This is a genomic window from Burkholderia sp. IDO3, assembly GCF_003366075.1.
GTDB lineage: Bacteria > Pseudomonadota > Gammaproteobacteria > Burkholderiales > Burkholderiaceae > Burkholderia > Burkholderia anthina.
The window spans coordinates 597,957-624,730 of sequence record NZ_CP028962.1 but is presented as its reverse complement, the minus strand read 5'-3'; the positions used below and the strand labels follow the sequence as shown (position 1 = coordinate 624,730).

At 69.2% G+C, this 26,774-nt stretch carries 27 protein-coding genes; 15 read left to right on the top strand and 12 right to left on the bottom strand.

Annotated features, from left to right (window positions below; all coding sequences use genetic code 11):
* The first annotated feature begins 106 nt into the window (after positions 1-106).
* Positions 107-439 (top strand): type II toxin-antitoxin system RelE/ParE family toxin, encoded by a 333-nt coding sequence (locus DCN14_RS03020; protein WP_096500224.1) that lies wholly within the window; start codon positions 107-109, stop codon positions 437-439.
* On the top strand, positions 436-765 hold the full coding sequence (locus DCN14_RS03015) for a transcriptional regulator (RefSeq protein WP_047901651.1): 330 nt from the start codon (positions 436-438) through the stop codon (positions 763-765). Before DCN14_RS03020 ends, DCN14_RS03015 begins: the two co-directional genes overlap by 4 nt.
* 15 nt (positions 766-780) lie before the next feature.
* Here DCN14_RS03015 and DCN14_RS03010 read toward each other — a convergent pair whose 3' ends face one another.
* Both DCN14_RS03010 and DCN14_RS03005 read right to left on the bottom strand, forming a co-directional pair.
* Positions 781-2,799, bottom strand: a complete 2,019-nt coding sequence (locus tag DCN14_RS03010) for an LssY C-terminal domain-containing protein (protein ID WP_096500226.1) — start codon at positions 2,797-2,799, stop codon at positions 781-783.
* 108 nt (positions 2,800-2,907) lie between these two features.
* On the bottom strand, positions 2,908-3,360 hold the full coding sequence (locus DCN14_RS03005; RefSeq protein ID WP_096500228.1) for a hypothetical protein: 453 nt from the start codon (positions 3,358-3,360) through the stop codon (positions 2,908-2,910).
* A 306-nt stretch (positions 3,361-3,666) separates the two neighbouring features.
* On the opposite strand from DCN14_RS03005, the gene DCN14_RS03000 reads away from it, so the two are divergent.
* Positions 3,667-4,314, top strand: coding sequence for a response regulator transcription factor (locus DCN14_RS03000; protein WP_096500230.1), 648 nt, complete (start codon positions 3,667-3,669; stop codon positions 4,312-4,314).
* A complete protein-coding gene (locus DCN14_RS02995; RefSeq protein ID WP_096500232.1) occupies positions 4,311-6,110 on the top strand; it encodes a sensor histidine kinase in 1,800 nt (599 codons plus the stop codon). Before DCN14_RS03000 ends, DCN14_RS02995 begins: the two co-directional genes overlap by 4 nt.
* 57 nt (positions 6,111-6,167) lie before the next feature.
* Here the strand turns inward: DCN14_RS02995 and DCN14_RS02990 are convergent, their stop codons facing one another.
* The 4 genes from DCN14_RS02990 to DCN14_RS02975 form a co-directional block, all read right to left on the bottom strand.
* The gene (locus DCN14_RS02990) at positions 6,168-6,416 is read right to left on the bottom strand and encodes a type II toxin-antitoxin system RelE/ParE family toxin (protein WP_240327285.1); all 249 of its coding nucleotides are present in this window, start codon (positions 6,414-6,416) and stop codon (positions 6,168-6,170) included.
* 46 nt (positions 6,417-6,462) lie between these two features.
* Positions 6,463-6,738, bottom strand: coding sequence for a YlcI/YnfO family protein (locus tag DCN14_RS02985; RefSeq protein ID WP_096500236.1), 276 nt, complete (start codon positions 6,736-6,738; stop codon positions 6,463-6,465).
* A gap of 95 nt (positions 6,739-6,833) precedes the next feature.
* Positions 6,834-8,144, bottom strand: a complete 1,311-nt coding sequence (locus tag DCN14_RS02980; protein ID WP_096500537.1) for an MFS transporter — start codon at positions 8,142-8,144, stop codon at positions 6,834-6,836.
* A 119-nt stretch (positions 8,145-8,263) separates the two neighbouring features.
* Entirely contained in the window at positions 8,264-9,289 is a 1,026-nt protein-coding gene (locus tag DCN14_RS02975; protein WP_096500238.1) for an ABC transporter substrate-binding protein, read from the bottom strand.
* A gap of 237 nt (positions 9,290-9,526) precedes the next feature.
* Between DCN14_RS02975 and DCN14_RS02970 the strand changes: the two genes are divergently transcribed.
* Together DCN14_RS02970 and DCN14_RS02965 are read left to right on the top strand one after the other, a co-directional pair.
* Positions 9,527-10,192 (top strand): response regulator transcription factor, encoded by a 666-nt coding sequence (locus DCN14_RS02970; protein ID WP_096500240.1) that lies wholly within the window; start codon positions 9,527-9,529, stop codon positions 10,190-10,192.
* A complete protein-coding gene (locus DCN14_RS02965; RefSeq protein WP_096500242.1) occupies positions 10,179-11,618 on the top strand; it encodes a sensor histidine kinase in 1,440 nt (479 codons plus the stop codon). The genes DCN14_RS02970 and DCN14_RS02965 overlap by 14 nt, the downstream gene beginning before the upstream one ends.
* A 36-nt stretch (positions 11,619-11,654) precedes the next feature.
* On the opposite strand, the gene DCN14_RS02960 is transcribed toward DCN14_RS02965, so the two are convergent.
* From DCN14_RS02960 to DCN14_RS02940, 5 genes are all read right to left on the bottom strand, one after another.
* Complete coding sequence (locus DCN14_RS02960) at positions 11,655-12,101, bottom strand: hypothetical protein (RefSeq protein ID WP_096500244.1); 447 nt, start codon at positions 12,099-12,101, stop codon at positions 11,655-11,657.
* An 87-nt stretch (positions 12,102-12,188) separates the two neighbouring features.
* On the bottom strand, positions 12,189-12,959 hold the full coding sequence (locus DCN14_RS02955) for an ABC transporter ATP-binding protein (RefSeq protein WP_096500246.1): 771 nt from the start codon (positions 12,957-12,959) through the stop codon (positions 12,189-12,191).
* The gene (locus DCN14_RS02950) at positions 12,956-13,813 is read right to left on the bottom strand and encodes an ABC transporter ATP-binding protein (RefSeq protein WP_096500248.1); all 858 of its coding nucleotides are present in this window, start codon (positions 13,811-13,813) and stop codon (positions 12,956-12,958) included. Before DCN14_RS02950 ends, DCN14_RS02955 begins: the two co-directional genes overlap by 4 nt.
* A gap of 10 nt (positions 13,814-13,823) precedes the next feature.
* Positions 13,824-15,635: an ABC transporter permease gene (locus DCN14_RS02945; RefSeq protein WP_096500250.1), complete on the bottom strand. Its 1,812-nt coding sequence runs from the start codon at positions 15,633-15,635 to the stop codon at positions 13,824-13,826.
* Between the two features lie 52 nt (positions 15,636-15,687).
* On the bottom strand, positions 15,688-16,881 hold the full coding sequence (locus DCN14_RS02940) for an ABC transporter substrate-binding protein (protein WP_096500252.1): 1,194 nt from the start codon (positions 16,879-16,881) through the stop codon (positions 15,688-15,690).
* Positions 16,882-17,235: 354 nt separating this feature from the next.
* On the opposite strand from DCN14_RS02940, the gene DCN14_RS02930 reads away from it, so the two are divergent.
* From DCN14_RS02930 to DCN14_RS02900, 7 genes are all read left to right on the top strand, one after another.
* A complete protein-coding gene (locus DCN14_RS02930; protein ID WP_096500254.1) occupies positions 17,236-18,258 on the top strand; it encodes a LysR family transcriptional regulator in 1,023 nt (340 codons plus the stop codon).
* Positions 18,255-19,691 (top strand): NAD(P)/FAD-dependent oxidoreductase, encoded by a 1,437-nt coding sequence (locus tag DCN14_RS02925; protein ID WP_096500256.1) that lies wholly within the window; start codon positions 18,255-18,257, stop codon positions 19,689-19,691. The genes DCN14_RS02930 and DCN14_RS02925 overlap by 4 nt, the downstream gene beginning before the upstream one ends.
* Positions 19,692-19,734: 43 nt before the next feature.
* Positions 19,735-20,265, top strand: a complete 531-nt coding sequence (locus DCN14_RS02920; protein ID WP_096500258.1) for a hypothetical protein — start codon at positions 19,735-19,737, stop codon at positions 20,263-20,265.
* Positions 20,262-20,858 (top strand): peroxidase-related enzyme, encoded by a 597-nt coding sequence (locus DCN14_RS02915; protein WP_096500260.1) that lies wholly within the window; start codon positions 20,262-20,264, stop codon positions 20,856-20,858. The genes DCN14_RS02920 and DCN14_RS02915 overlap by 4 nt, the downstream gene beginning before the upstream one ends.
* A 117-nt stretch (positions 20,859-20,975) precedes the next feature.
* A complete protein-coding gene (locus tag DCN14_RS02910; RefSeq protein ID WP_162826156.1) occupies positions 20,976-21,560 on the top strand; it encodes a TetR/AcrR family transcriptional regulator in 585 nt (194 codons plus the stop codon).
* A 52-nt stretch (positions 21,561-21,612) separates the two neighbouring features.
* The gene (locus DCN14_RS02905) at positions 21,613-22,845 is read left to right on the top strand and encodes an MFS transporter (protein WP_096500264.1); all 1,233 of its coding nucleotides are present in this window, start codon (positions 21,613-21,615) and stop codon (positions 22,843-22,845) included.
* Positions 22,842-23,723 (top strand): NAD(P)-dependent oxidoreductase, encoded by an 882-nt coding sequence (locus tag DCN14_RS02900; RefSeq protein ID WP_240327250.1) that lies wholly within the window; start codon positions 22,842-22,844, stop codon positions 23,721-23,723. Before DCN14_RS02905 ends, DCN14_RS02900 begins: the two co-directional genes overlap by 4 nt.
* 157 nt (positions 23,724-23,880) lie before the next feature.
* Here DCN14_RS02900 and DCN14_RS02895 read toward each other — a convergent pair whose 3' ends face one another.
* Positions 23,881-24,312 carry an Lrp/AsnC family transcriptional regulator gene (locus tag DCN14_RS02895; RefSeq protein ID WP_059237585.1) on the bottom strand — a complete coding sequence of 144 codons (432 nt, stop codon included), beginning with the start codon at positions 24,310-24,312 and terminating at the stop codon, positions 23,881-23,883.
* A gap of 295 nt (positions 24,313-24,607) precedes the next feature.
* Between DCN14_RS02895 and DCN14_RS02890 the strand changes: the two genes are divergently transcribed.
* Complete coding sequence (locus DCN14_RS02890) at positions 24,608-25,687, top strand: ornithine cyclodeaminase (RefSeq protein ID WP_096500266.1); 1,080 nt, start codon at positions 24,608-24,610, stop codon at positions 25,685-25,687.
* Between the two features lie 59 nt (positions 25,688-25,746).
* Positions 25,747-26,754, top strand: a complete 1,008-nt coding sequence (locus DCN14_RS02885) for an arginine deiminase-related protein (protein ID WP_096500268.1) — start codon at positions 25,747-25,749, stop codon at positions 26,752-26,754.
* Positions 26,755-26,774 lie beyond the last annotated feature (20 nt).

Here is a 26,774-nt window from a genome sequence, read left to right as displayed (position 1 = left end):
CGATTTCGGCGGTCGGTCCCGCTGCATCGCGCTTGCTCCGCCTCTTCCGGCAAACCGTGCGATCACGTTGCTACCCATATACCCTTCATGTAGCTTATAAGTTACAATGCTCTCCAAGTTCGAACTGCTTCGCTATCAGCGCGACGACGGTCGCGAGCCGTTCACCGAATGGCTGAACGCCGTACGCGACAAACTCGCGCAAGCGCGGATCCGCGAACGCCTGCGCCGCGTGGAAACCGGAAATTTCGGCGATTGCGACGCTGTCGGCGAAGGCGTGATCGAACTGCGCATCCATGTCGGTGCGGGATATCGCGTGTATTTCGGCCGATACGGCAGCGCACTGGTGCTGCTGCTGTCCGGTGGCGACAAGCACAGCCAACCCGACGACATCCGGCGCGCAAAGGAACACTGGTTGAACTGGAAGCGGAGGCAAACATGAACAAGCTGAAAGGCGCGGTATCGCACCACGACGCCGAAGTCGCCGAACTCGGCGCCGATCGTGAACTCGCGGTCGCCTATCTGCGCGTCGCGATGGAATCGCTCGACGATCCCGACAACCGCGCGGCCGGACTGCTCGCGCTGCGCACGGTCGCCGAAGCGTACGGCGGCCTCGGCGCGGTTGCCGCGGAAGCCGGCATCAGCCGCGAATCGCTGTATCGCACGCTGTCACCCAACGGCAACCCGACACTGAAAACCCTGCTCGCGGTGCTCAAGACCGTCGGCCTGCGCCTGTCCGTCGTCCCCGCGCAGCCGGCGCACGCGTAACCGCGCGCCGCACGCTCACGGCTGCACCATCCACACGAGCAGCATGTCCGCCGGCGCGGCACGCATCCCCGCCGGCGGATGCGCGATCGTCGGCTCGATCGCGAGCGCCTGCGCGATCGTCGCCGTATCGTCGATCGTCGTCGTGCGCACGATCGTCATCAGCCGCGCGGGCCGATGCAGCGTCTCGCGATACAACGCGCCGTACCACAGCGGCCGCATCCCGAGCGCATCCTGCAGCACATACGGATAACGCCACAGCCGCAGCACGAGGCGGCTGTCGGGCTGCGCCGGATCGACGCGCACGAACACGCGGCGCGTGCTCTCGCCGTGCGTGTAGCGCGGCAGCACGGGCAGCGTCCCGGCCGGCGCCTGCGGCAACAGCCAGCGCAGCGCGGTCGCCGGCGACCACGGCGTCGCCCGCTGCCAGCCGGCCAGCGACAGATGGCGATCGAGCGTGTCCGACGTCGCACACCATTGCAGCGGCAAGTACTCCTCGCGGTCGCCGCCGATCTCGGTGCGCCGCATCGGCACGCGCTGCCAGCCGCCGCGCATCCACTGATCGACGGTCATCGCCACGACATCGCCGACATGCGGACGCGCCGCGCGATCGAGCTGCCATTGCGCGGGCACGGTCCACACGCCCGCCGTCGCGAGCACGACGAGCACCGCGACGAGCGCGCCCCTCGGCTGCACGTGCTCGCGCACCTGCCAGTACGCATAGGCGCCGGCCAGCAGCGCGAACCAGGCGAGTCCGAGACTCCAGCCGCCGAGCAAGCCCGACAGCCACGTATCGCCGACATACAGCCGCGCGAAACCGCCCAGCACGATCCACAGCACGACCGCCGTCACGACCGGAATGCGCCACAGCGCGGGCCGGTCGCGCGCCAGCACCCAGCCGATGCCGCTGCTCGCGAGGATCGCGAATGCCGCATTGGCGTCGGGCAGCGGCACGTGCAGCGCGCCGGGCGGCAGGCTCGCGGGCGTCGTGCCGGGCATGCCGTCGCCGAACGCCGGCACGAGCACGACCGCGATGCCGACCGTCGCGAGCCACCAGGCGGAGGTCAGCCAGCAGCGATGGATCATCAGCCACACGAGAAACGCGGCCGCGACGATCAGCCCCGTATCGTGCCCGTGCAGCACGGCAAGCGCGCGCATGGCGGCGTCCACGGGCGGCGTGCGCAGGTTCTGCAGAAACGCATACAGCGCGATGTCGGCGTGCATCAGCGGATCGTTCGCAACGACGTCCTGCACGATGCCGGCGAACAGCCACACGCAGCCGACGAACAGCAGCGCGAGCACCGGCACCGCGCCCGGCAAGCGGCGCACCCGCGCGATGCCGTCGTGCAGCCGCGCGCCGAAGCGCGGCCAGCGATGGGCACACGCATGCACGGACGCAGCGATCGCGCGGTGCAGCAACGGCCAGCCGCGGCGCAGCGCGATGCGCACGCCGATCCACACCAGCGCGACCAGCGCGGCGACGACCAGCAGGATCACGGCGACCCGCACGCTGATCGCCGCGGCCAGCGCCGCCGACGCGCCGAACAGGATGCCCGGCGCGACGTGCACGGGCGCCCAGATCAGCGCCGACACGACGTTGACGGGATAGAACGAGCGCCGCGGCAGCGTCGCGCAGCCGACGACGACCGGCACGACCGCGCGCACCGGCGCCAGGAAACGCGCAAGCACGATGCTCTTGATGCCGTGCCGCAACACGAACTGCTCGCCTCGTGAATACGCGTCCGCATAGCCGACGCGCACCAGCCTGTTTCGCACCGCGCTGCGGTAGCGCCGTCCGAGCTCGTAACTGACCGCGTCGCCGACGATCGCGCCGGCGGCCGCGACACCGATCGTCGTCCAGCCGTCGAGCGCGCCCGCGCCGATCAGCGTGCCGGCCGCGAACATCACGGCGCCGGCCGGTACGAACGTGCCGACCAGCGCGATCGCCTCGGCACCGGCGGTGACGAACACGATCGCCAGCACGAGCGCCGGATGCGCGCCGATCGCGCCGAGCCATGCGTGGATCGTGTCGCTCATCGCAGGCCGCGCGGCGTGGCGGCGCGACGTGCATGCGCCGGGCTCGCGGTGGCGTGGGGAGGGTTCATCGGCGTGTGCGCGCGTTCGAGACGGCCGGGGCCGGGGGCATCAGTCGAATTCGTGCTGGCGCGCGTCGACCTCGAGCGGTGCGTCGTGATAGCCGACGGTCGCGATCTCGTGCAGATAGCGCGCGAGAAACGCGCCGATCGAGCCGGCCGCCTCGTACTGATGCACGTGGCGGAATTCATGCGTGAGCAGGCGTCGCGTGTCGTGGCCGCGCAGCACGAACACCGCATGGCCGAGCGTAAGGCCGATCGTCCCGGGCGACAGCAGCCCCGTGTCGCGCGCGATCGCGCCCAGCGCCGGCGTGTCGGGAAACGGCAGCCGGTCGGCGACCACGATCCGGATCCGTTCCGGCTGCGCGACGCCCACGGCCCGCGCGTCGTCGGCCTGCGCGGGCGTCGGCGGCCGGCCCTCTGCGAGCCCGTGGGCCGCCTGCGCAGCGGCCCACGCGACGGCGTCGGGCAGCGCGGACGGCAGGATGTCGGCGAGATCGATCATCGTGGCGGCTCCTCGGGACGGACAGGTCAATCGGGCACCAGTTTATCCCCGAATCAGGGCGATCCGCGAGGCGCGGCAGCGGCCCGGCCCCGGCGATTCCCCGGGAATACCCGCCCCGCCTGGCGCTATCGCCTGTACCATTTCCCGCCGATTATTTCGCTGCCGAATACGATCCACACCAGGATGTCTCAAAAATTTACCGCCGGTGCACCATTTCGCGCTTCGGCGGAATATATTGATCAGAAGAACTGCCGCGGCGGCGACCGGCAGAACAGCCCGCGGTGTCATCCCGAAGAGGGCCGCTAGATGATCAGGGTAATTCTGGCTGACGATCACGCAGTCATGCGCGACGGACTGCGTCACATCCTGGAAACGGCCGGCGGCTTCGAAATCGTCGGCGAGGCGAGCGACGGCTCGGCCACGCTCGAGCTGGCCGAGCATCGCGCCGCCGACGTGCTGCTGCTCGACCTGTCGATGCCCGCGCCGACCGGCATCGAGCTGATCCGGCTCGTCAAGACGCGCGCGCCGTCGCTGCGCACGCTCGTGCTGACGATGCACGCGGAGATGCAGTATGCGGCGCGCGCGTTCAAGGCCGGCGCCACCGGCTACCTGACGAAGGACAGCGCGACCGCCGAACTCGTCGAAGCCGTCGGCAAGGTGGCCGCGGGCGGCGTCTACGTGAGCCCGTCGGCGGCCGAAAGCCTGGCGCGCACGCTGCGCGCGCCGGCCGAAATGCTGCCGCACGAACGGCTGTCCGCGCGCGAACTCGACGTGATGCGCCGCATCGTCGCCGGCCAGACCGTCACGCGGATCGCATCCGAGCTCGCGCTGAGCGCGAAGACGGTGAGCACGTACAAGACGCGCATTCTCGAGAAGATGGATCTGCCGCACGAAGCCGCGCTGGTGCGCTACGCGGTGCGGCACGATCTCGACCTGGGCCTCGACGACGCATGACGTCCGCCTTCCGCTACCGCCCCGCCGCTGCCGACGGCGACGACGACACGCCGGAGCCGTCGCGGATGTTCATGTCGTCGCTGCCGCCGGACCGGCGCGAGCGGCGGCTCGCGATCGCGACGGTCGTCGTGTCGGCCGTGATCTTCGTTGCGCTCGCACCGTTCGCGGGCACGCAGCTTGCTCGGGTCTGGGGATTCATTCCCGTGTACCAGTCGGCGATCGTCGTCAACGACATGGTGACGGCCGGCCTCCTGCTCGGCCAGTACGCGATCCTGCGCGAGAAATCGCTGCTCGCGCTCGCGGGCGGCTATCTGTTCACGGCCTTCATGGCCGGCACGCACATGCTGAGCTTCCCCGGCCTGTTCACGCCGTCGGGCCTGCTCGGCGCGGGCGAACAGACCACCGCGTGGCTGTACCTGTTCTGGCACGGCGGCTTTCCGCTGGCGGTCGCCGCGTACGCGCTGCTGCGCGAGACGCCGCGCGCGCGCCAGCCGGCGGCGGCGCAGCGCCGCGCGGCGATCCCGATTCTGCTCTGCATCGTATCGGTCGCGAGCGCAACCGTCGCGCTCGCCCTGCTCGCGACCGCCGGTCACGATCTGCTGCCGCGCATCATGCAGGGCAACCGGATGGCCGCGACGATGACCTATGCGATCACGACCGTCTGGGTGCTGAACCTCGCCGCGCTCGTGCTGATGTGGCGGCAGCGGCGGCCTCGTTCCGTGCTCGACCTGTGGGTGATGATCGTGCTCGTCGCGTGGCTGTTCGACATCGCGCTGTCGGCGATGCTGAATCACGGACGCTTCGATCTCGGCTTCTACGCGGGGCGAACCTACGGCCTCGTCGCGTCGGCCGTCGTGCTGTTCGCGCTGCTGTTCGAGAACGGCCGGCTGCATGCGCAGACGGTGCACGCGCTGGCCGGTGCGCGCTATCAGCATCTGCTGGTCGTGCAGAAGAGCGCGCAGCTCAACGACGCGAACGAGCGGCTCGAGCAACGCGTCGCCGCGCGCACCGCGCAGTTGAGCGCGTCGAACCGCGACCTGCGGCGCGAAGTCGAGGAGCGCGTGCGTGCGGAGCGGGCCTTGCAGGCGTCGCGCGAGGATTTGCGCGAGATCGCGGCGATCAGTGCGACCGCGCGCGAAGCCGAACAGCGCCGCATCGCGCGCGAACTGCACGACGAGCTCGCGCAGACCCTCGCGACGCTGAAGAACGATCTCGCATGGCTGCTCGATCACGTGCCGCAGGACGATGCGCCGCTGGCACGCAAGATCGCGGCGATGCATGCACTCGCGCGCGACGCGGTGACGGCCACGCGGCGCATCGCATCGGACCTGCGGCCGCTGATGCTCGACGATCTCGGGTTTGCCGCGGCGATGCAATGGCTCGTCGAGGATTTCCGGCACCGTCGCGGGATGGCGTGCACGCTGCATGTCGAGCCGGGCGAACTGCAACTCGACGAACCGTATGCGACGGCCGTGTTCCGCATCGCGCAGGAAGCGCTCGCGAACGTCGCGCGGCACGCAGCCGCGTCGAGCGCGAGCGTGACGCTCCTGTATCGGGACGAGACGATCGCGCTGACGATTCGCGACGACGGCGCGGGCTTCGATCCCGGTGCGCCGCGCAAGTCGGGATCGTTCGGGCTGGTGGGGCTGCGCGAGCGCGCGTATCTCGTCGGCGGCACGCTGCGCATCGATACGACGCTCGGCGAAGGGACGACGGTGGAGGTGGATATTCCGGTGGCGTCTGCGCATGTGGCGATCGCACATGGCGGGGATGGCGCTTCGCGGATGGGGCGATGAAGCGGCTGGAGCGGCCGCAGCCGTTGCGGCGGCAAGGGATTGCCGCTGCAGTAGCGATCAGTAATAGCCCTCTTCTCGCTGATGCCGCACGGCGAGGATCGTGACGTGCTCCGCACTTTCGATCTCAAACAACAGCACGTAGCCCAATGTACCGAAGGAAACGATCAGTTCGCGCAGAAACGGATTGCGCTCATCGATCTTGCGGCAGGTAAACGGGAACAATCGCAACATGGCCACGCCGCGTTCAATGGCTTGCGCGGCCCTCGCTGCCGCGTCCACATCACGTTCGAGCAGATATCGGTACAGTCGAACCAGGTCTTCACGCGCCGCCCGCGTAATCGGACCTGGTAGCTCAATCGGCCGCCTTCTTCGAACGAGCGGCTTCGAGCATGCGCTCGAGCTCGCTCTGAACATCGGCGGCATCGACGTATTCGCCCGTGCGCTGCGCCTCGGCACGCGACGCCAAACCTCGTGCGACGAATTCGCGCTGCACGCGTCGCCGAGCAATGCCATCGCGCAACGCCGACTCCATGAATGCAGACAGCGTCTCGTTTTCCGCCAGGACCGATTCCGCTTCCTCACGCAACTGCGGATCGACTCGCAGCGCGGGCATCGTAGCCGTTTTCATTGCGTTCCCCACGCATTACAAATGTAATGCACGGTAGCACATCGCCCGAATCGACGGCAGTCCGCCGTTCGTTATAGCCGGACCATCAAGAACGCTCACGCCCGCGCCGCCACCATCCCCCGCTCCGAGCGCGTCCACGTGACCAGCGCGCCGACGCCGAGCAACGCGAGGCACACGATCGGCACGATCATCGGCCCGAACGCGGTGCCTGTCACCTTGCCCGCGAACGGCATCAGGTTCTGGCTGAAGAAGCCGCCCAGGTTGCCGATCGAATTGATCGCCGCGACGCTCGCCGCCGCACGCGCGCCGGTGAAGTAACGCGGCGGCATCGACCAGAAGCACGGATACAGCAGCGGAATGCACGCGCCGCCGAGCACGAGCGCGATGAAGCGCAGCGGCGTCGACGGCAGCACGAGGCTCAGCAGGAAGCCGAGCGCGCCGAGCGCCGCGACGATCGCGATCGTGCGCAGGATGCTCTTCGCACGGCGCAGCTTCGACGGCAGCCACAGCAGCAGCAGCACCGCGAGCGCCCACGGCAGCATGCTCAGCAACCCGTTCGTGCCGCTCGACACGCCGAACGACTTCACGATCGTCGGCAGCCAGTACGTGACGCCGTACAGCGACGTCGACATCAGCATGTAGGTCGCCGCGAACAGCATCACGCGCGGATCGAGCAGCGCCTTCCACGGCTGCGCATGCTCGGCCTGCGCCGGCTTCTCGCGTTCGAGCGCGGCCGCGACGATCTGCTTCTCGCGTTCATCGAGGAACGGCGCGTCGCGGAACGATGCGGGCAACACGCGGAACACGACGATCGCGACGATCACCGCCGGGATGCCCGTCGCCACGAATACCCACTGCCAGCCCGCCAGCCCCCACACGCCGTTCAGGCTCAGCAGCACGCCGCCGACCAGCGAGCCGAGCATGTTCGCGAGCGCGCTGCCGAGCGTGAAGATGCCCAGCACCTTCGCGCGGTAGCTCTGCGGGAACCACAGCGTCAGGTAATAGATCACGCCCGGATAGAAGCCGGCCTCGGCGATCCCCAGCAGGAAACGCAGCGAACAGAACGCGGGCATCGACGTCGTGAAGCCCATCAGCACGGTGATGAGGCCCCACGTCAGCATGATCCGCGCGAGCCACACGCGGGCCCCGAAGCGATGCAGCGCGAGCGTGCTCGGCACCTCGAACAGCAGGTAGCCGATGAAGAACAGCGACGACGCGAGACCGAACGCGGCCTCGGTCATCCCAAGGCTGTGCACCATCTGCAGTTTCGCGAAACCGACGTTCTGCCGGTCGATGAACGCGATCAGGAACATCACGACGAGGATGGGCAACAGGCGTCGCGCCATCTTCGACATGATGCGCTGCTCTTCGGCGGACGCGGGGTCCAGGGTTTCGGTGGCATTCACTGCGGGCTCCTCCGTGAATCGGTTGCTTGTCGGTTGAATCGGCGCCGCGCGCGACGGGCGCGCGGGCACGGAAATATGTCGATGAATGGTGCGCGGCGTGCGGCGCCTCGCTGCGGCGCTCAGCCCGACCGGTAGTCGTCGAGCATCGGCGCGAACATCTCGTGCCACGCACGCGGCTTCGCCTTGATCGTGCCGGCGAGATACAGGAATTCGACGTAGTCCATCAGCTGGTTCGGCCGCACCGAGAAGCGCGTGTCGGGCGCGGCGAGCATCTGCATCACGTCGTCGTGCGACACGCCGACGCCCGACGACGCCGCATACAGCGCAGCCGCCGCGCGCGGATCCTGCGCGATCAGGCGATTCGCTTCGTCGAGCGCGCCGAGAAACGCCACGGCCAGCGCGGGCTCCGCATCGACGAGCCGCTTCGGCGCGAACACGACGTCGAGCGTCATCGGGCCCAGCACGTCGACCGAATTCACGACGCGATGAATGCCCGGCTGCCGCAACTCGAGCGTCGAGAACGGCGGCGACGTGAAGTGCGCGGTGACGCCGTTCTCGCGACGGATCAGCGCCTGCATCGCCTGCGGATGCGGCAGGTTCACGGTGATCGAGTCGAGCTGCGCGAAATGCTTCGCGCCGAGCTGCCGGCTCGCGACCATCTGCAGCACGACCGCCGACAGCGACGTGCGGATGCCCGGCACCGCGATCCGGTCGGCGCGCGTGAAGTCGTGCAGCGATGCGAGACCGGGACGGTTCGCATTGAGCGACAACGATGTGGTCGACAACCCGCTGATGCCGATCACCTCGACGTTCGGAATGCCGCGCGCCCGCGCCCACAGCTCGATGAAGCCGGGCGCGCCGGCGCCCGCGAAATCGAGCGTGCCGGCCATCATCGCGTCGTTGACGGAATTGCCGCCGTCGAGCAGCACCCAGTCGACCGCGATCTCGCGCAGGCCGTGCCGCGCCGCGTGCCGCTCGAACAGCCGCTGCTTCTCCATCACGAGCAGCGGCAGGTAGAGCACGCCGTAGCCTTTCGAGATCCGCACGGTGCGCGGCGTCGAGTGCACGAGAGACGGCGCCCCGAGCACGCCCAGCGCGCCCAGGCCGGCGGCGATCAGCGCGCGGCGGCGTAGCGACGTCGTCATGCGCGCGCCCGGCTGCCGAAGACGGCGGACAGCGCCGCGCCGGCCGGCGTCGCGCTTGCGTACGCATCCGGCCGCGGGGTCGTCGTGTCCGTGACATGCTGCATGTTGCCGTCTCCTCTGGTATTAATGCCGTCTTCGCTTGTTCCGGCTCGACACAGGTTATCGAGCGAGTCTGAGAAAATGCTGACATCCCTGCCCCGGGAAAACCCCTAATCCATCTACCTGCGAACCGGCACCATGCGCATTCTCGTCGTGGAGGACGATGCCGAAATCGGCGCGGCGATCCGCAGCCGCCTGACGCGGCTCGGCCATGCCGTCGATCTGGAAACCGACGGCTCGACCGCGAACGGCCTGCTGCGCGTCGAGCGCTTCGATCTCGTCGTGCTCGATGCGAACCTGCCCGGCCTCGACGGTTTCGCGGTGCTGCGCAACCTGCGCGCATCGGGCAGCACGACGCCGGTGCTGCTCGTCACCGCGCGCTCCGCGATCGACGACCGCGTGAGCGGCCTCGGCCTCGGTGCCGACGACTATCTGGTGAAACCGTTCGACTACCGCGAGCTCGACGCGCGCGTGCAGGCGCTGCTGCGCCGCAACAGCGGCCATGCGAACGACGTGCTGACGCTCGGCGGCCTCGTGATCGACCGCAGCAGCCGCCTCGCGGAACTCGACGGCCAGCCGCTGTCGCTGTCGCGCCAGGAATTCGCGCTGCTCGAGATTCTCGCGAGCCGCCCGCAGCGGATCTTCTCGAAGGACGAGCTGCTGAACCAGTTGTTCAGCTTCGGCAACGAGCCGACCGCGAACGCGGTCGAGCAATACGTGACGCGCGTGCGCAGGAAGCTGCAGTGCAGTTCGGTCGAAATCCGCACCGCGCGCGGGATGGGGTATCAGATTGTCGCGCATTGACTGGTTCCCGAAGACGCTGTTCGGGCGCACGCTGCTGTTCATCGCGCTCGTCGTGGCGACCGGCGCGCTCGCGCTGGCCGCGATCGCGCGCTACTACGCGGGCGTCGCGGCCGAACGCGCTTACGACCAGTTGCTTGCCGGCGCGTCGATCCAGGTCGCGGAGAACCTGTACGTCCAGGGCGGCGTGCTCGCGCTGAACCCGCCGGTCGCCGCGCTGTCGACACTGTCGCGCTACGACCTCGTCTACTACAAGGTCGTCGATTCGCGCGGCGTCGTGGTGGCCGGCTACAACGATCTCGCGAGCCCGGTGGCGCTCGCCGCCGCGAAACAGGGCCCGGCGTTCGCGAACGCCGTGTACCAGGGGCACCGGATCCGCACCGCGACCATCGCGCGCTACATGCCCGAGGAAAGCACGCCGGGCTGGGCGCTCGTCACCGTTGCGCAGACAACCAACGCGCGCCAGCAGCTGACCAACGACATGAGCATCAAGGTGTGGACGCTGATCCTGCTGATGAGCGTGCTCGCGATCGGTGCGAGCGGCCTCGCGATCCGGCGCGGGCTGCGCCCGCTCGCGCAGATCGGCGCGATCATCGCCGCGCGCGACCCGGCCGACCTGCGGCCGGTGGCCGTCGACACGCCGAGCGAGATCGACGCGATCATCGGTTCGATCAACGGGCTGATGCGCCGCCTCGCCGAACGGATCAACGCGATGCAGCGCTTCATCGCCGACGCCGCGCACCAGATGCGCACGCCGCTCGCGCGACTCGACGCGCAGATCGAACTGCTCGACGGCGAGGCCGATCCCGCGCGTCACGCGGCGCGGCTCGATGCGCTGCGCGCGACCTGCTCGGACGTCGGGCGGCTCACCGGGCAGTTGCTCAATCATGCGATGGTGATCCATCGCACCGAGGCCGTGCCGCTGCAACCCGTCGAACTCGTCGCGCTCGCGAAGGACGTGCTCGGCCGCGCGATTCCGCTGGCAGACGCGCGCGATGTGGCCGTTGCATTCGCCAGCGATTCACCGCATGCGTGGATCGACGGCGATGCGATCAGCTTGCAGGAGGCGCTGTCGAACGTGCTGCACAACGCGCTGCTGCATGGGCATGCGGACGACCTCGTCGTGTCGGTCGCCGCCGCGGGCAATGCGGACGATACGGTGACGCTGACCGTCACCGACAACGGGCAAGGCATCCCACGCGAACATTGGGATGCGGCGTTGCAGCCTTTCGTGCGGATCGCGCCGGACGGCACCGAACGTCGCACCGGGTCGGGCCTCGGGCTCGCGATCGTGCAGGAAGTGATGAAGGCGCATGGCGGGCGCGTCGGATTCGCGTTTCCCGATGCGGGCGGGTTTGCCGTGGTGCTGACGTTTCCGCGGCCGGTGACGGCCCACGCGAGCAAAGCCCCGGTTCGCCGGACGACCTGACGCAGCGCCGGTCGCACGGCAGCGGGCGACCGACGCTCAACCGTCGCTGTCGCGATCGTCGGCGTTGCGCGCCGCATGCCGCGCCACCAGCCGGTCCAGCTCGTCATAGTGGCCGTCGCAGAAGAGGCGGCACAACGTGTCGACGTCGACGCGTTTCCTGACGTCGATCGTTTCGACGTACTGTTCCAGCTTCGCCTTTCCCATGCCGAACAGTCCCTTCTTCATCCGCATGGAAACGACATTCAACTGAAAGCCGTCCGAGTGCGCGTCGCTCAGCGCGCTGATCCACAATTCGCGCTGATCGCCGGCATGCTGCAGCACGAGCGCGGGCAACGGGCCGTCCTGCAACGCGTTCCAGTCGGCATGCTGCGCGGCCCACGGGAATGCATCGAAGGCCTGCGTGAACGACGCGTAGTCCGTCGCGCCCTCGGGATCCAGCTGGTTGTAGTCGTAGCCGACTTTCTGCGTGGAATAGGTCAACATGGCGCGGTGGTCTCCGTGGCGTCGATCGCGACAGAACGCTAATCTACTCCACATTTCACCGCGCGCGGCCGCGCCGGCTCGCGCGACCTACGCCGCCACCGCCTCCCCGCCGAGATACGCATCGCGCACGCGCTCGTCGTCGAGCAGCGTTTTCGCGGGCCCTTCGAGCACCACGCGCCCCGTCTGCAGCACGTATCCGTAGTGCGCGATCTCCAGCGCGAGGCTCGCGTTCTGCTCGACCATGAACACCGTCACGCCCTGCCGGTTGATCGTATCGATCAGCTCCAGCACCTTGTCGACGTACAGCGGCGACAGCCCCATCGTCGGCTCGTCCATGCAGATCAGCTTCGGCCGCGCCATCAGCGCACGCGCCATCGCGAGCATCTGCTGCTCGCCGCCCGACAGCGTGCCCGCCCGCTGCGCGAGCCGTTCGCGCACTCGCGGAAACAGGTCGAGCACCCGCTCGTAATCGTCGGCCACCGCGGCGCGGTCGCCACGCGTATACGCACCCATCAGCAGGTTCTCGCGCACGCTCATGTCGCCGAACAGACGCCGCGCTTCGGGCACGGCCGCGATCCCGCGCCGCACCCGCTGCGGCGTCGCGAGCGCCGTCACGTCGCCGCCGTCGAAACGCACGACGCCGCGACGAGGCCGCATCAGCCCGAGAATCAGCTTCATCGTCGTCGACTTGCCGCTCGCGTTGCCGCCGAGCAGGCTCACGATCTGCCCGCGGCCGACCGCGACATTCACGTCGAAGTGCACCTGCACCGGCCCGTAGAACGTGTCGAGGTGTTCGAGTTTCAGCAGCGCATCGGTCATGGTCGTGGTCGTATCGGGTCCGGACGAAAGCGCGCTCATGCGGCCGCCTGCACGGTGCGCTCGGCTGCCGCGCCGCCTGCGTGACGGCGGCCGAGGTAGGCCTCGATCACGCGCGAATCGCGCCGCACGTCGCGTGGCGCCCCTTCGGCGATCTTCACGCCGTTGTCGAGCACCATCACGCGGTCGGACACGCGCATCACGAGTTCGAGCTTGTGCTCGATCAGCAGGATCGTCAGCCCGCGCGCCTTCAGCGACTGAATCAGTTGAAGCATCTCGGCCGTCTCCGTCTCGTTCATCCCGGCCGTCGGCTCGTCGAGCAGCAGCAGGCGCGGATGCAGCGCGAGCGCGCGGCCGATCTCCACGCGCCGCCGGTTCGCATACGACAGGCTGTGCGCCGGATGATCGATGCGCGGCGTGAGCCGCTCGCCGAAGCCGGCGACGATGTCGCGCGCCTCGTCGCGCAGCGCCGCTTCCTCGCGGCGCACCGACGCGGGCCGCACGAGCGCGCGCCATACCTCGGCCGCCGCGCCGAGCGCGGGCCAGCCGGGCCGGGCCGCACGCAGCCGCGCATGCGCGCCGATCAGCACGTTGTCGAGCACGCTCAGGTTGCCGAACACGCGGCCGTGCTGGAACGTGCGCGCGATGCCGAGCGCCGCGAGCCGTTCCGGCGCGGTGCCGGTGATGTCGCGGCCGTCGAACGTCACGCGGCCGGCATCGGGCCGGTCGGCGCCCGCGATCAGGTTGAACAGCGTCGACTTGCCCGCGCCGTTCGGGCCGATCACGCTGAGCAGTTCGCCGTCGGCGAGCGTGAGGCTGGCGCCGTCGAGCGCGGTCACGCCGTCGAAGCGACGCGTCAGGCCCTGCACGTCGAGCAAGGGTCGGGGGGTGGTCATCGCGTTTTCCTCACACCGTGCCGAGCAGGCCCTGCGGCCGGAACCGGACGAGCAGCAGCAGCACGAGCCCGTAGATCAGCATCCGGTAATCGGCCGCCCAGCGGAACAGTTCGGGCAGCCCGATCAGTGCAATCGCGCCGACGATGCCGCCGAGCACGTTGCCCAGCCCGCCCAGGATCACCATCGTCAGCGCGAGAATCGACACCTGCGAATCGAAGGTCTGGTGATTGATGTAGCTGTACAGATGGGCGGCGATGCCGCCGCTCACGCCGGCCGCGACCCCGCCCACCGCGAACGCGATCGCCTTGTAGCGGTTCGGCGCGATGCCGTGCGCACGGGCGGCGACGTCGTCCTCGCGCACCGCGCGTAGCGTGCGGCCGAGATGCGAGCGCAACAGCCGCACCTGCGCGAGCGCGAACACGACGAGCACCGCGAACGTGAACCAGTACGCGGCGCGCGCGGTCGTCGCCCACGGCAGCGGCGCGATGCCGGTGATGCCGAGCGGGCCGCGCGTGAGGCCGTCCCAGTTCAGGATCACGAGGCTCACCACTTCGCCGATGCCGAGCGTCGCGATCGACACGTAGTGTCCGCGCAGCCGGAACGCCGGGTAGACGAGCAGCGTGCCGAGCACGGCGGTGATCGCGCCCGCGCACGGAATCGTCACGGCGGGCGACCAGCCGAGATCCGACGACAGCAGCGCCGACGCGTACGCGCCGATCACGAGCAGCGCCGCATGGCCGAGCGAGATCTGCCCGACCGTGCCCGCGACGAGCGTGAGGCTCAACGCGAGCAGGCCGTACAGCCACGCGTTGGTCAGCGTCTGCAGCACGTACGGCGACGCACCGAGCCACGGCAGCACGGCCGCCAGCGCGATCAGCACCGCGAGCAGCGGACGCGGCACGCGCACCGCCTTCGCGGCCGCGAGGAAGGTGCCCGTCATCGGCTCCGGCGGCAGCGCGCGGTTCGCGCTGAACAGCCCGTTCGGCCGCCACACGAGGAATACGATCAGCAGTCCGAACGCGAACAGGTCGCGGTAGCTCGTGCCGAACAGCGCGACGCCGTAGCTCTCGACGAGACCGAGCAGCAGGCTGCCCGCGATCGCGCCCGGCACGTTGCCGAGCCCGCCGATCAGCAACGCGACCACGCCCTTCAGCGTCGCCTGGAAACCCATCGCCGGGTCGATGCTGTTGTAGTACATGCCGACCAGCAGCCCGCTCACGCCGCCGAGCGCGCACGCGATCGCGAACACCGTCTGGTTCACGCGATCGACGTCGACGCCCATCTGCAGCGCGGCGTCGCGATCCTGCGCGGTCGCGCGCACAGCCCAGCCGAGCCGCGTGAAGCGCAGGAAGCCGTACAGCAGCGCGGCCGCCGCGATGCCGATGCCGGCGATCAGCAGGTCGAGCGCGCCGAGCGTCGCGCCGGCGATCCGCACGTGCCAGTCGGGCAACGGCGTCGGCACCGCGCGCGGGTCCGCGCCGAACACGAGTTGCGCGAGCTGGTCGAGGATGAAGCTGATGCCGATCGTCGCGAGCAGCGGCGCGATGCGCGCCGCGTGGCGCAGCGGCCGCAGCCCGATCCGCTCGATCGCGATGCCGAGCGCGCCGCAGCCGACGACGACCGCCGCGAGCGCGACCGGCAGCGGCAGCCCGAAGCGCGTCAGGCACAGCCAGCCGATGAACGCGCCGGCCATGTAGACCGAGCCGTGCGCGAAGTTGATCAGGTGCGACACGCCGAAGATCAGCGCGAGCCCGACCGCGAGCAGCGCGTAGATGTTGCCGACGATGAGGCCGTTGAGCGTGTAGTCGAGCCAGGAAGCCATCACGATGCGTCCGTCTTGTGCATGCGGGTCAGAGTCAGGTTCACGTCCGGATTCAGCGCGCCGCGATCTGCGGCTTCGCGCCATCCCACAGCGCCCACTGCCCCTGCTTCACGACGAGATACACGGTGCGCGCGCCCGCGACGCGGCGCGTCTGCGGATCGAAGCGCACCTTGCCGAAGATCACGCTCGGCACGTCGCTCACCTTCGCGAAGCCGTCGTGCGCGGCCTGGCGCGTCGTGCCGTAGCGGCGCAACACGTCGGCCGACAGGATCAGCGCGTCGTACGCGCGCGCGACGAACGAATCCGGATCGGTATGGAATTTCGCGCGATAGCGCTGCACGAACGCCTGCACTTCGGGGCGCGGCTCGGCCGGGAAAAAGTTCGACTCCGTATAGACGCCATCCACAGCCGTGCCGCCGAGTTCGAGGAACTTCGGCGAATACACGGAGCCGACCGCCGCGATCGGCAGCGTGACGCCCGACGTGCGCGCCTGCCGCACGATCTGCGCGCCGTCCGCGTAGTACGAAATCAGCACGATCGAATCGGGCTTCGATTCACCGATGCGCACGAGCGTCGAGCGGAAATCCTTCTCCGTCGGCTGGTAGCCCTCGGCCGCGACGACCTGCGCGCCGAGCCCCGTCGCCGCCTTCGCGAAGATGTCCTTGCTGGTGCGGCCCCAGTCGGTGTTCAGGTACAGCACCGCGATCCGCTTGAAGCCGAGTTCCTTCACCGCGTAGCGCGCGAGCAGCGGCTGCTCTTCGGCCTGGCTCAACGCGGTGCTCCACAGATAGTCGCCGCCCTTCGTGAAATCCGGATGCGAGTTCGTGAAGCCGAACTGGATCAGTTGCCCGCGCTGGTAGATCGGCGACGCGGCCATCGACGTCGCGCTGGAGAAGTCGCCGAGCTCGATCACGACGCGCGGGTCCGCGACGAATTTCTGTGCGATCGCCACGGCCTGGCGCGGATCGCTGCGGCTGTCCTGGAAGTCGATCGCGAGCGGCCGGCCATGAATGCCGCCGCTGCCGTTGATCTCGTCGAGCGCGAGATCGAAACCGCGCTTCCACTGCTCGCCGTATTGCGCGTCCTGCCCGGTGAGCGGCCCGCTCACGCCGATCACGACCGGCTCGCCCGCCACACCCGCCGCGAGCGCGCCGCCCGTCGACAAACCCCATGCGGCAGCCAGCGCCGCCACCGTGCCCAGCACGCGCCGCCATGCGCCGCGTGTGTCGTTCCCCGAAACGTTCATGCGTCCCCCAGCTTCAGTCGATCGAAAAGAGTGAGGGCATGTAACCATCCGGTTCAGGGCGTTCCAACGAAGTTTTGCGCATATCGATATCGCGCACGGCGCGAAGCGAAACGCACGCGTGACGGTGCCCCGCGGTTCGCGCGTCGCGCGCCGCACCGGCGCACGGCGCAGCACGTTGATTCGATTGACGTTTCACGCGCGATGCCGATGGCGGCCGATGCACGCGCATGCATGACCGGCCGTCGCGGCACGCGTGCGCTTCGCATGTTTCGCGCTGTCGATAGCAAAAATCATTATATGAATCACGCATGCTCGTACTCCTACAATGCGCAAATCGCATCATCGGAACGCGTCATGGAGCTGCATCAACTCGAAGCCTTTTCCGCGGTCATGTCGGCCGGCAGCGTGACCGGCGCGGGCGAGCTGCTCGGCCGCTCGCAGCCGGCCGTCACGCGGCAGATCCAGGAGCTCGAAGCCGATCTCGGCTACGCGCTGTTCGACCGGCACGGCCCGCGCGTGACGCCGACGCGGCGCGCGTTCCTGCTCTACGAGGAAGTCGAGCGCTCGCTCGTCGGGCTGCGCGCGATCGAAGCGCGTGCCCGCGCACTCGGCGACGAAACGGCCGAACCCGTGCGCATCGCGGCGACGCCTTCGCTCGCGGCCACGCTCGTGCCGGCCGCGCTTGCCGCGCTGCCCGACGGCGCGCATGCGCCGCACTATCAGTTGCGCAGCGAGTCGGCCGAACACGTCGTGCACGAGGTGCTGGCCGGCACCGCCGATATCGGCGTCGTCACGCTGCCGATGGCGCATGCAGGGCTCGACGTGCACTGGATCGCGCAGACGCCATGCGTCGCCGTGTTGCCCGCCGACGATCCGCTCGCGACGAAGCCGCGCATCGCGCTGCGCGATCTCGCGCGGCGCCGCATCGTGACGGTCGCGAACCGGCACCGGCTGCGCCAGCGGATCGATGCCGCGTTCGCCGCCGCACGCGTCGATGCGCGCGTATTCATCGAAACCAATGCATCGCTGAATGCCGTGATGGCCGCGCGCGCGGGCGTCGGAATCGGCATCGTCGATCCCGCGACCGGCGTCGCGCTGCCGGTGGACGGCGTCGTCGCGCGCCCGCTCGACGTCGACATCCCGTTCGCGTTCGGCGTCGCGACACCGGCCGGCAAAGCGCGCACGGCCGCCGTCGACGCGCTGCTCGACGCGCTGCATCGCACGACGCGCACGCTGCTCGACGACGTGATCTTTCACGACGCCGCGGCGCACGACGCGCTGCTGCGCGGCGACCGGCTGCGCCCGGATCGCTCGACCCGGGCCGCACGCGCTGCGGGCACCGCACGCACGCGCCGGACGCGCCGGGAGGCCGCATGACGACGCCCGCCACACTCGCAGCCCTCGAAGCGCGGCTCGCGCAGGATCTTCGCTGGCTCGATTTGCCCGCCCCGTCGTGGGTGCCGCCGCGCACCGTCGACGGCACGCGCGTGCTCGACGTCGCCATCGTCGGCGGCGGCATGGCGGGGCTCGCCGCGTCGGCCGAACTGCGTCTGCTCGGCATCGACACCCAGTGCGTGATCGACCGCGCGCCGGCCGGTTACGAAGGCCCGTGGATCACGTTCGCGCGCATGGAGACGCTGCGTTCGCCGAAGCAACTCACCGGCCCCGCGCTGGGACTCCCCGCGCTGACGTTCCGCGCGTGGTTCGAAGCGCAATACGGCCGCGACGCATGGGATGCGCTCTACAAGATCCCGCGCACGCAATGGATGGATTACCTGCGCTGGTATCGCCACGTGCTCGATCTGCAGGTGCGCAACGACACCACGCTCGTCGCGCTGCGTCCGCGCGACGACGGCCTGCTCGCGCTCGACGTCCGCGCAAACGGCGAAGGCGATACGCTGCTCGCGCGGCACGTCGTGCTGGCCACAGGTCGCGACGGACTCGGCGGCCCGTACGTGCCGCCCGTCGCGCAACGTGCGCCGCGCACGCGCTGGGCCCACTCGTCGGAGCCGATCGATTTCGCGGCGCTCGCCGGCAAGCGCGTCGGCGTGGTCGGCGCGGGTGCGTCCGCGTTCGACAATGCGGGCACGGCGCTCGAAGCCGGCGCCGCACGCGTCGACCTGTTCTTCCGCCGTGCGGACATTCCGCGCATCAACAAGCTGACGGGCATCGGCAGCCCGGGCCTCGTGCACGGCTACGCCGATCTCGACGACGCGACGAAGTGGCGCTTCATGCACTACGCGCTGACGTCGCAGACACCGCCGCCGCGCGACAGCGTGCTGCGCGTGTCCCGGCATGCGCATGCGTATTTCCATCCGGGCAGCCCGATCGACACGCTCGTCGAACACGCGGACGGCCTCGACGTGATCACGCCGCGCGGCCGCTACACGGTCGACTTCCTGATCTTCGCGACGGGTTTTCATTCGGACTGGACGACGCGCGCGGAATTCGCATCGTTCGGGCCGCAGGTGCGGCGCTGGAAGGATCGCTATCGTCCCGAACCGGGCACGTCGCTCGACGAGCTCGCCGAGTCGCCCGATCTCGGCCCCGCGTTCGCGTTCCAGGAGCGCGAGCCCGGCGCATGCCCGGCCATCACGCGCATTCATTGCTTCAACCATGCGGCGAGCCTCAGCCACGGCAAGCTGTCCGGCGACATCCCCGCGATCAGCGCCGGCGCCGAACGGCTCGCGCGCGGCATCGCGAGCCGGCTGTTCGATGCCGATCGCGACCGCCACTACGACGCGCTCGTCGCGTTCGCGAACGCCGAACTGCAAGGCGACGAATGGCGCGACGCCGACACCGATGCATGAGAACCACTGCGATCAACGACTCTCGAAAACGGAACCCACCACGATGACCGAACCTGTCACGCCGGCCGCCACGCCGGATACGATCGACGCCGTCGCCGGCTTGCGCAACGGCGATGCGGTAACCGCCCTGCGTCGTGCCCGCGACAAGGTGCTGCTGCATACGCGATTGAGCGAAGCCGCGCTGTTCGATCCCGCGCTGCCCGATCTTTCGCTGGTCGAACGATTGCATGCGGCGCGGTACGTCGCGCGGCGCGCGAACGCGCATGCACTCGCCGCAACCTATCGCACGCGACTGCTCGATGCGGGCGGCACGCCGGACGACATCGCGCATGCGGACGCCGATGCGTTCGACGCGCTGCCGCCACGCATCGGCGCACTGCTCGCGCATGCACGCCGGCTGACGCTGTCGCCTGTCGATGCGCGGCGGTCCGATCTCGATGCGCTGAAGTCGGCCGGGCTCACGACGCCGGCGATCGTCGCGCTGTCGCAACTCGTCGCGTTCGTGACCTATCAATTGCGCGTCGCCGCGGCCGCGCGCGCGTTGCAGGCACGCGCCGGCAAGGAGGCCGCATGACGACCACGCCCGCCCACGGCTTCACGTCCGACACGCTCGGCTGGCGCGCGTGGCTCGACACCGTGCCGCTCGACGGCGCAACGGCCGACCAGCTCGCGGTACTCGAATCGAGCCACCCGCATGCGAAAACGTCCGACTATTACCTGCTGCTCGTCCATCTGCCCGAGATCCTGCGGCAGCGCTCGGGCGTGTTCAACGCGATCATGTACGGCCCCGGCGGGCTGTCGCGCGCGGAACGCGAACTGGCAAGCACGGCCGTGTCGCGCGTGAACGGCTGCGTGTATTGCGCGTCGGTGCATGCGCAACGCTTCACGCAGCTCGCGAAACGCACCGATGCGATCGAACAGGTGTTCGACGATCCGGCCACCGCCGGCACGACCGCGCGCGAACGCGCGATCATCCGCTATGCGATCGCGCTGACCGAACGGCCCGACGCGGTCGGCGAGCACGACATCGCCGCGCTCGAAGCGGAAGGGCTCACGCATGAGGAAATTCTCGACCTGTCGCATGCCATCGCGATCTTCGCGTGGGCGAACCGGTTGATGCTGACGCTGGGCGAGCCGGTGTTTCCAGAGCCGGCGGCCAGCGCCTGATGCACCGACGCGGGGTGTCGCCGACACCCCGCGCTTCTCCAGCGATCCCCGCCGTCCCGCTTGACGGCCGCGCGCCTACCGATTATGGTACGGTCATTCAAAAATTCTGGAAATGCGATGGCGCGCCCCAGGGAATTCGACGAAGACGCGGTGCTCGACGCCGTGATGGACACCTTCTGGCGCTACGGCTACGAGGCGACGTCCGCGCAGGATCTCGTGCAGGCCACCGGCCTCGGCCGCGGCAGCCTGTATGCGGCGTACACGAACAAGGACGGCCTGTTCGAGCAGGCCATGCTGCGCTACAACCGGCGCTCGCGCGAGAACGTCGACCTGCTTCGCGGGCCGGGCCCCGTGCTGGACTGCTTGCGCACACTGCTGGTCGGCGTCGTCGACGACGATCTGAACGCGGCCGGGAAGCGCGGCTGCCTCGCGACGAATACGGCGATCGAACGCGCGAGCCGCGACGCGCATGTGGCGGAACTCGTGCGCGAGAACTTCCGGATCATGCGCGCGGGCATCCAGGAGGCCATCGAGCGCGGCCAGGCAACCGGCGAAATCGACGCTGCCGGCCACGCCGAAGATCTCGCATGGTTCGTGTTCAACGCGATGCAGGGGCTGCGTGTGCTCGCGAAAACCTCGACCGGCAAGGACCGGAAGCGGCTCGTCGCCATCGTGGACCGGACACTGCGCGCGCTCGGCTGAGCAAAAAATTTTGCTCAATTATGGAATGATCGTTCCACAAAAAGGACATCCGATGGATACCTCGCTTTCTTCCGTTTCACATCCCGCGGCACGGCTGCCGTTCGCGGTCTTCGTGCTCGGTCTCACCGTGTTCTGCATCGGCACCACCGAAGTGATGGTATCGGGGCTGCTGCCGCTGCTCGCGCATGAATTCGGCACGTCGATCCCGACGGCCGGCCTGCTGATCTCCGGTTATGCGGCCGGCGTCGTGGTTGGCGGCCCGGCGATGACGCTCGCGTTTCTGCGCGTGCGCCGCAAGACGGCGCTGCTCGTGCTGCTCGGCGTGTTCGTGGCCGGCCAGGCGCTCGGCGCGGTCGCGACGAGCTATGCACTGCTGATGATCTCGCGTGTCGTCGCGGCGTTCGCGCAGGGCGCGTTCTTCGGGATCGGCTCGCTGCTCGCGATCGATCTCGCCGGCCCCCGCGCGAAAGGCCGTGCGCTCGCGGTCATGTTCGGCGGCCTGACGATCGCCAACATCGCGGGCGCGCCGTTCGGCACGCTGATCGGCGAGCAGTACGGCTGGCGCGCGAGCTTCTGGGCCGTCACGGTGCTGGCCGTGCTGAGCCTCGCGGCGACCGCGTGGGTCGTGCCCGCCCAGGCGCGGCCGCCCTATCACGGCGTCGCGCGCGAATTCGCGTCGTTCCGGCGGCCACGGCTGTGGCTCGCGCTCGGCATCTCGGCGCTGAGCCAGGCCGGCCTGTTCGCCGCGTACAGCTATTTCTCGCCGATCTTCACCGAGGTCGGCGGCTTCTCCCGCGCGAGCGTGCCGGCCTTGCAGGCGCTGTTCGGCATCGGCTGTTTCGCGGGCACCCTCGTCGGCGGCCGCTATACCGATCGCCATCCGCGCGGCATCCTCTGCGCGGGCCTCGCGGCCCTGACCGTCACGATGGCCGCGTTCGGCATCCTGGCGCACAGCCCGATCGGCGCGATCGCCGCGCTGGCCGCGTTCGGCGTGGCGGCGTTCTCGATCAATCCCGCGCTGCAGGCCCGCGCGATCGCGGAAGCGCCGCATGCGCCGACGCTCGCGACGACGGCCAACACGTCCGCCTTCAACGTCGGCAACACCGTCGGCCCGTGGCTCGGCGGCGTGGCGATCAATGCCGGGCTCGGCTTCGTGTCGTCGGTGTGGGTCGGCGTCGCGCTCGCCGCGCTGGCCCTGATCCTCGCGCTCGCGTCCATGCGCCCGGACACCTCTTCCGCTTCCGCTTCCGATTCATCCACAGGTTCGACAGGAGCAACCTCATGAGCATGTCCACGACGCAGCAAAATCGCACGCAGGTCGCCGTCCTCGGCGTTGGCGTGATGGGCACGCCCATCGCCCGCAACCTCGCCCGCAAGGGCTTCGTCGTCCGCGCGTGGAACCGCACGCGCGCGAAGGCCGACGCGCTCGCAATCGACGGCGTCGCGGCCTTCGATACGCCGGCCGGGGCCGTCGACGGCGCACACGTCGTCGTCACCGTGCTGAACGACGCCGACAGCGTGTTGCAGGCCATGCAGGCCGCCGCGCCGGCACTCGTGCGCGGCACGCCATGGGTGCAGATCAGCACGGTCGGCGTGCGCGGCATCGCGTCGCTCGCCGCGTTCGCGCAGGCACAAGGGCTCGTGTTCTACGATGCGCCCGTGCAGGGATCGCGACAGCCGGCCGAGCAGGCTCAGCTCGTGGTGCTCGCGTCCGGCCCGGCGTCGGCGCGCGCGCAGGTGCAACCGGTGTTCGACGCGATCGGCCGGCGCACGGTCTGGGTCGCCGACGACGGTTCGACGGGCGCAAGCAGCCGGCTGAAGCTCGCACTCAATCACTACGCGTTCGCGCTGACGCACGCGGTAGCCGAGAGCCTGAAGCTGGCCGGTTCGCTCGGCGCGGACCCGCGCCACGTGATCGACGTCGTGTCGGGCGGCCCGATGGACAACGCGTACTTCCAGGCGAAGGGCGCGCTGATCCTGAACGACGACTTCCGCCCCGCGTTCACGATCGTCAACGCGGTGAAGGACGCGACGCTGATCGCGCAGGCCGCCCGGGACGCGGGCATGCAGGCCGACATCGCGAATGCGAGCCTCGCGCGCTTTCGGCGCGCCGCCGACGCGGGGCACGGTGATCAAGACATGGCCGCGTCGTTTCTCGCATGAAACGGCGGCGGTGGCGGCGCTGCGTTGTCCGGGCCTGCGTCGAAGCGCGGCCGCGCCGAACGCGGCGTCCGACGCGGCCCGATACGATCGGCCCGGCCATGCGCCCGCGGGCGCCGCCGGCCGGCGTCGCCGGAAACGCCGGGCCGCGGCCGCCGCGTCACGCCTTGTGCGTCGACAACAAGATACTCGTCTCCGTATTCGCGATCCCGTCGATCAGCCGGATCGCGCCCAGCACGCGATCGAAATGCTCGAGCGAATCGGCGTGCAGTTCGGCAACCAGATCCCAGCGCCCGTTCGTGCTGTGGATCGACGCGACGTTCGGATGCCCGCGCAGCACCTTCACCACTTCCGCACCGCGATTGCCCTGCACCGCGATCGACATCAGCGCGCGGATCCGGTGCCGCTCCGCTGCCGGCTTGAGCCGCACCGTATAGCCGACGATCACGCCGTTCTTCTCCAGCCGCGTCAGCCGGTTCTGCACGGTCGCGCGCGCCACGCGCAGCGCCTTCGCGAGCGCGACGACCGGCAGCCGCGCGTTATCGCGCAGCAGCGCGATGAGCTGCCGGTCGACGTCGTCGAGCGTAATCATGAACGAACCTTCCTGTTGAACGTGAACCGGCCGCAAGCGTGCCGGACATTGCGCATTCCGACCAGCAGGGATTGAACAAACTGCCGGATACGGCGAGCAATTTGCCAAGTCTATCGATAAATCTGCCACTTTTGCCGTCTTTTTGTTGGCTCGACTCCCGGAAATAATGACTCCATCGACCGGCCGAATCCGCCGCGACGCCGCTTTTCATGGAGCCGGGGCCCGGGCCGCAGCGCCCGCCCCGGTCGACCAGAACGCCGGACATCCGTACCGGCAAAAAAATGGAGACAGACCGATGACCCGCTTCCTCGACGTTCCCGCCACCGCCCGACTGATCGCCCAAACCGGCGTCACGCCGTTCCTGCGCGAACTCGTCGACACGCTGCGCGCCGATTACCTGCACTGGGCCGACTTCGACAAGTCCCCGCGCGTGGCCTGCCACTCGCGCAACGGCGTGATCGAACTCATGCCCGTCGCGAACGACGCGCTGTTCGCGTTCAAGTACGTGAACGGCCACCCCGTGAACGCCGCGCGCGGCATGCACACGGTGATGGCGTTCGGCGCGCTCGCCGAAGTCGATACCGGCTACCCGCTGCTGCTCGCCGAGCTCACGCTGACCACCGCGCTGCGCACCGCCGCCACGTCGGTGCTCGCCGCGCAGGCCCTCGCCCGCCCCGACTCGCGCACGATGGCGCTGATCGGCAACGGCGCGCAAAGCGAATTCCAGGCGATCGCGTTCCATACGCTGCTCGGCATCGAAGAGATCCGCGTGTTCGACGTCGATCCGCTCGCCACCGACAAGCTCGTGAAGAACCTCGCCGCGTATCCGGCGCTGCGCGTCGTGCGCGCCGCGTCGACCGCCGATGCCGTGCGCGGCGCCGACATCGTCACGACCGTCACCGCCGACAAGGCCTACGCGACGATCGTCACGGCCGACATGATCGAACCCGGCATGCACCTGAACGCGGTCGGCGGCGATTGCCCCGGCAAGACCGAGCTCGACGCGGGCGTGCTGCATGCGGGCCGCGTGTTCGTCGAATTCGAGCCGCAGTCGCGCATCGAAGGCGAGATCCAGCAGATGCCGGCCGATTTCCCCGTCACCGAACTGTGGCGCGTGCTGCAAGGCGAGACGACCGGCCGCGAACGCGCGGACGAAGTCACGGTGTTCGACTCGGTCGGCTTCGCGCTCGAAGACTATTCGGCGCTGCGCTACCTGTATGCGCTCGCGCAGCAGCACAACGCCGGCATCGAGATCGCGCTGATCCCGCCGGCCGTCGATCCGAAGAACCTGTTCGCGCTGATCGACGATCCGGCCGCGATCGCCCAGGCTCACGCGACGTTCGTCGTCGACGCCGTCGCCGCCTTCGCGCGCTGACCGTCATTGCCGGGCGGCGTGCGCGCCGCCCGGTTCCTCGTCTCCCGCCACTACCGTTCATGAATCTCGTATCGATCCAGGCGCCGGCCGCCGTCGTGATGATCCGGCCGCACCGCTTCCTGCCGAACCCGCAGACCGCGGCCGACAACGCGTTCCAGCGCACGGCCGCCGGCGGCGCGCGCGACACGGCGTCGGTATCCGCCGCCGCGCGCGACGAAGTCACGGCCGCCGCCCACACGCTCGCCGAAGCCGGCGTGCGCGTGCACGTGTTCGACGACCACGGCGAGCGCGACACGCCCGACTCCGTGTTCCCGAACAACTGGTTCTCGACGCATCCGGGCGGACACGTCGCGCTGTATCCGATGTATAGCCCGAACCGCCGCCGCGAGCGGCGCGCCGACATCGTCGAAATGCTGAAGGCCGAGTACCGCGTGCAGGACGTGATCGACTACTCGGGGCTCGAATACGACGACGTATTCCTGGAAGGCACCGGCGCGATGGTGCTCGATCACGTCGCGCGGATCGCCTATACCGCGCGCTCGCGCCGCGCCGATCCGGTCGCGCTCGAACGCTTCTGCACGCACTTCAACTTCGAACCGATCTGTTTCGACACGGCCGACGCGAACGGCTGCCCGATCTATCACACGAACGTGATGATGAGCGTCGCGACCGAGTTCGCGATGGTGGGCCTCGACCTGATCGCCGACCGCCGGCGCCGCGACGAAATCGCGCAACGCCTGACCGAAACCGGCCGCACGGTGATCGCGCTCGACTACGCGCAGATCGCGCATTTCGCGGGCAATACGCTGGAACTGTCGGGCAAGGACGGGCGCGTGCTCGCGCTGTCGCGGCGCGCCTTCGACTGCCTGAGCGGCGAACAGCGCGCGACGATCGAGCGCTCGGCGCGGCTGCTGCCGCTCGACGTGCCGACGATCGAACTGGCCGGCGGCTCGGTGCGCTGCATGCTCGCGGGGATTCATCTCGCGCGGCGCGCGTCGATGCATGACGTGCAGGAAAGCGAATCGGTGGAACCGCAACGCGAAGCGGTAACGGTCGCCGTCGCCTGAGAGAACACCTGTTCGCCATT

What these genes read in the sequence shown, in the direction of transcription:
- DCN14_RS02910 (WP_162826156.1), top strand. Translation starts at nt 20,976, where the DNA reads ATGGCGCGCCCCAGGGAATTCGACGAAGACGCGGTGCTCGACGCCGTG.
- DCN14_RS02940 (WP_096500252.1), bottom strand. Translation starts at nt 16,881, where the DNA reads ATGAACGTTTCGGGGAACGACACACGCGGCGCATGGCGGCGCGTGCTG.
- DCN14_RS02890 (WP_096500266.1), top strand. Translation starts at nt 24,608, where the DNA reads ATGACCCGCTTCCTCGACGTTCCCGCCACCGCCCGACTGATCGCCCAA.
- DCN14_RS02885 (WP_096500268.1), top strand. Translation starts at nt 25,747, where the DNA reads ATGAATCTCGTATCGATCCAGGCGCCGGCCGCCGTCGTGATGATCCGG.
- DCN14_RS03020 (WP_096500224.1), top strand. Translation starts at nt 107, where the DNA reads ATGCTCTCCAAGTTCGAACTGCTTCGCTATCAGCGCGACGACGGTCGC.
- DCN14_RS02975 (WP_096500238.1), bottom strand. Translation starts at nt 9,289, where the DNA reads ATGACGACGTCGCTACGCCGCCGCGCGCTGATCGCCGCCGGCCTGGGC.
- DCN14_RS02895 (WP_059237585.1), bottom strand. Translation starts at nt 24,312, where the DNA reads ATGATTACGCTCGACGACGTCGACCGGCAGCTCATCGCGCTGCTGCGC.
- DCN14_RS02905 (WP_096500264.1), top strand. Translation starts at nt 21,613, where the DNA reads ATGGATACCTCGCTTTCTTCCGTTTCACATCCCGCGGCACGGCTGCCG.
- DCN14_RS02930 (WP_096500254.1), top strand. Translation starts at nt 17,236, where the DNA reads ATGGAGCTGCATCAACTCGAAGCCTTTTCCGCGGTCATGTCGGCCGGC.
- DCN14_RS02955 (WP_096500246.1), bottom strand. Translation starts at nt 12,959, where the DNA reads ATGAGCGCGCTTTCGTCCGGACCCGATACGACCACGACCATGACCGAT.
- DCN14_RS02985 (WP_096500236.1), bottom strand. Translation starts at nt 6,738, where the DNA reads ATGAAAACGGCTACGATGCCCGCGCTGCGAGTCGATCCGCAGTTGCGT.
- DCN14_RS02900 (WP_240327250.1), top strand. Translation starts at nt 22,842, where the DNA reads ATGAGCATGTCCACGACGCAGCAAAATCGCACGCAGGTCGCCGTCCTC.
- DCN14_RS02915 (WP_096500260.1), top strand. Translation starts at nt 20,262, where the DNA reads ATGACGACCACGCCCGCCCACGGCTTCACGTCCGACACGCTCGGCTGG.
- DCN14_RS03010 (WP_096500226.1), bottom strand. Translation starts at nt 2,799, where the DNA reads ATGAGCGACACGATCCACGCATGGCTCGGCGCGATCGGCGCGCATCCG.
- DCN14_RS03015 (WP_047901651.1), top strand. Translation starts at nt 436, where the DNA reads ATGAACAAGCTGAAAGGCGCGGTATCGCACCACGACGCCGAAGTCGCC.
- DCN14_RS02945 (WP_096500250.1), bottom strand. Translation starts at nt 15,635, where the DNA reads ATGGCTTCCTGGCTCGACTACACGCTCAACGGCCTCATCGTCGGCAAC.
- DCN14_RS02925 (WP_096500256.1), top strand. Translation starts at nt 18,255, where the DNA reads ATGACGACGCCCGCCACACTCGCAGCCCTCGAAGCGCGGCTCGCGCAG.
- DCN14_RS02995 (WP_096500232.1), top strand. Translation starts at nt 4,311, where the DNA reads ATGACGTCCGCCTTCCGCTACCGCCCCGCCGCTGCCGACGGCGACGAC.
- DCN14_RS02920 (WP_096500258.1), top strand. Translation starts at nt 19,735, where the DNA reads ATGACCGAACCTGTCACGCCGGCCGCCACGCCGGATACGATCGACGCC.
- DCN14_RS02950 (WP_096500248.1), bottom strand. Translation starts at nt 13,813, where the DNA reads ATGACCACCCCCCGACCCTTGCTCGACGTGCAGGGCCTGACGCGTCGC.
- DCN14_RS03000 (WP_096500230.1), top strand. Translation starts at nt 3,667, where the DNA reads ATGATCAGGGTAATTCTGGCTGACGATCACGCAGTCATGCGCGACGGA.
- DCN14_RS02970 (WP_096500240.1), top strand. Translation starts at nt 9,527, where the DNA reads ATGCGCATTCTCGTCGTGGAGGACGATGCCGAAATCGGCGCGGCGATC.
- DCN14_RS03005 (WP_096500228.1), bottom strand. Translation starts at nt 3,360, where the DNA reads ATGATCGATCTCGCCGACATCCTGCCGTCCGCGCTGCCCGACGCCGTC.
- DCN14_RS02960 (WP_096500244.1), bottom strand. Translation starts at nt 12,101, where the DNA reads ATGTTGACCTATTCCACGCAGAAAGTCGGCTACGACTACAACCAGCTG.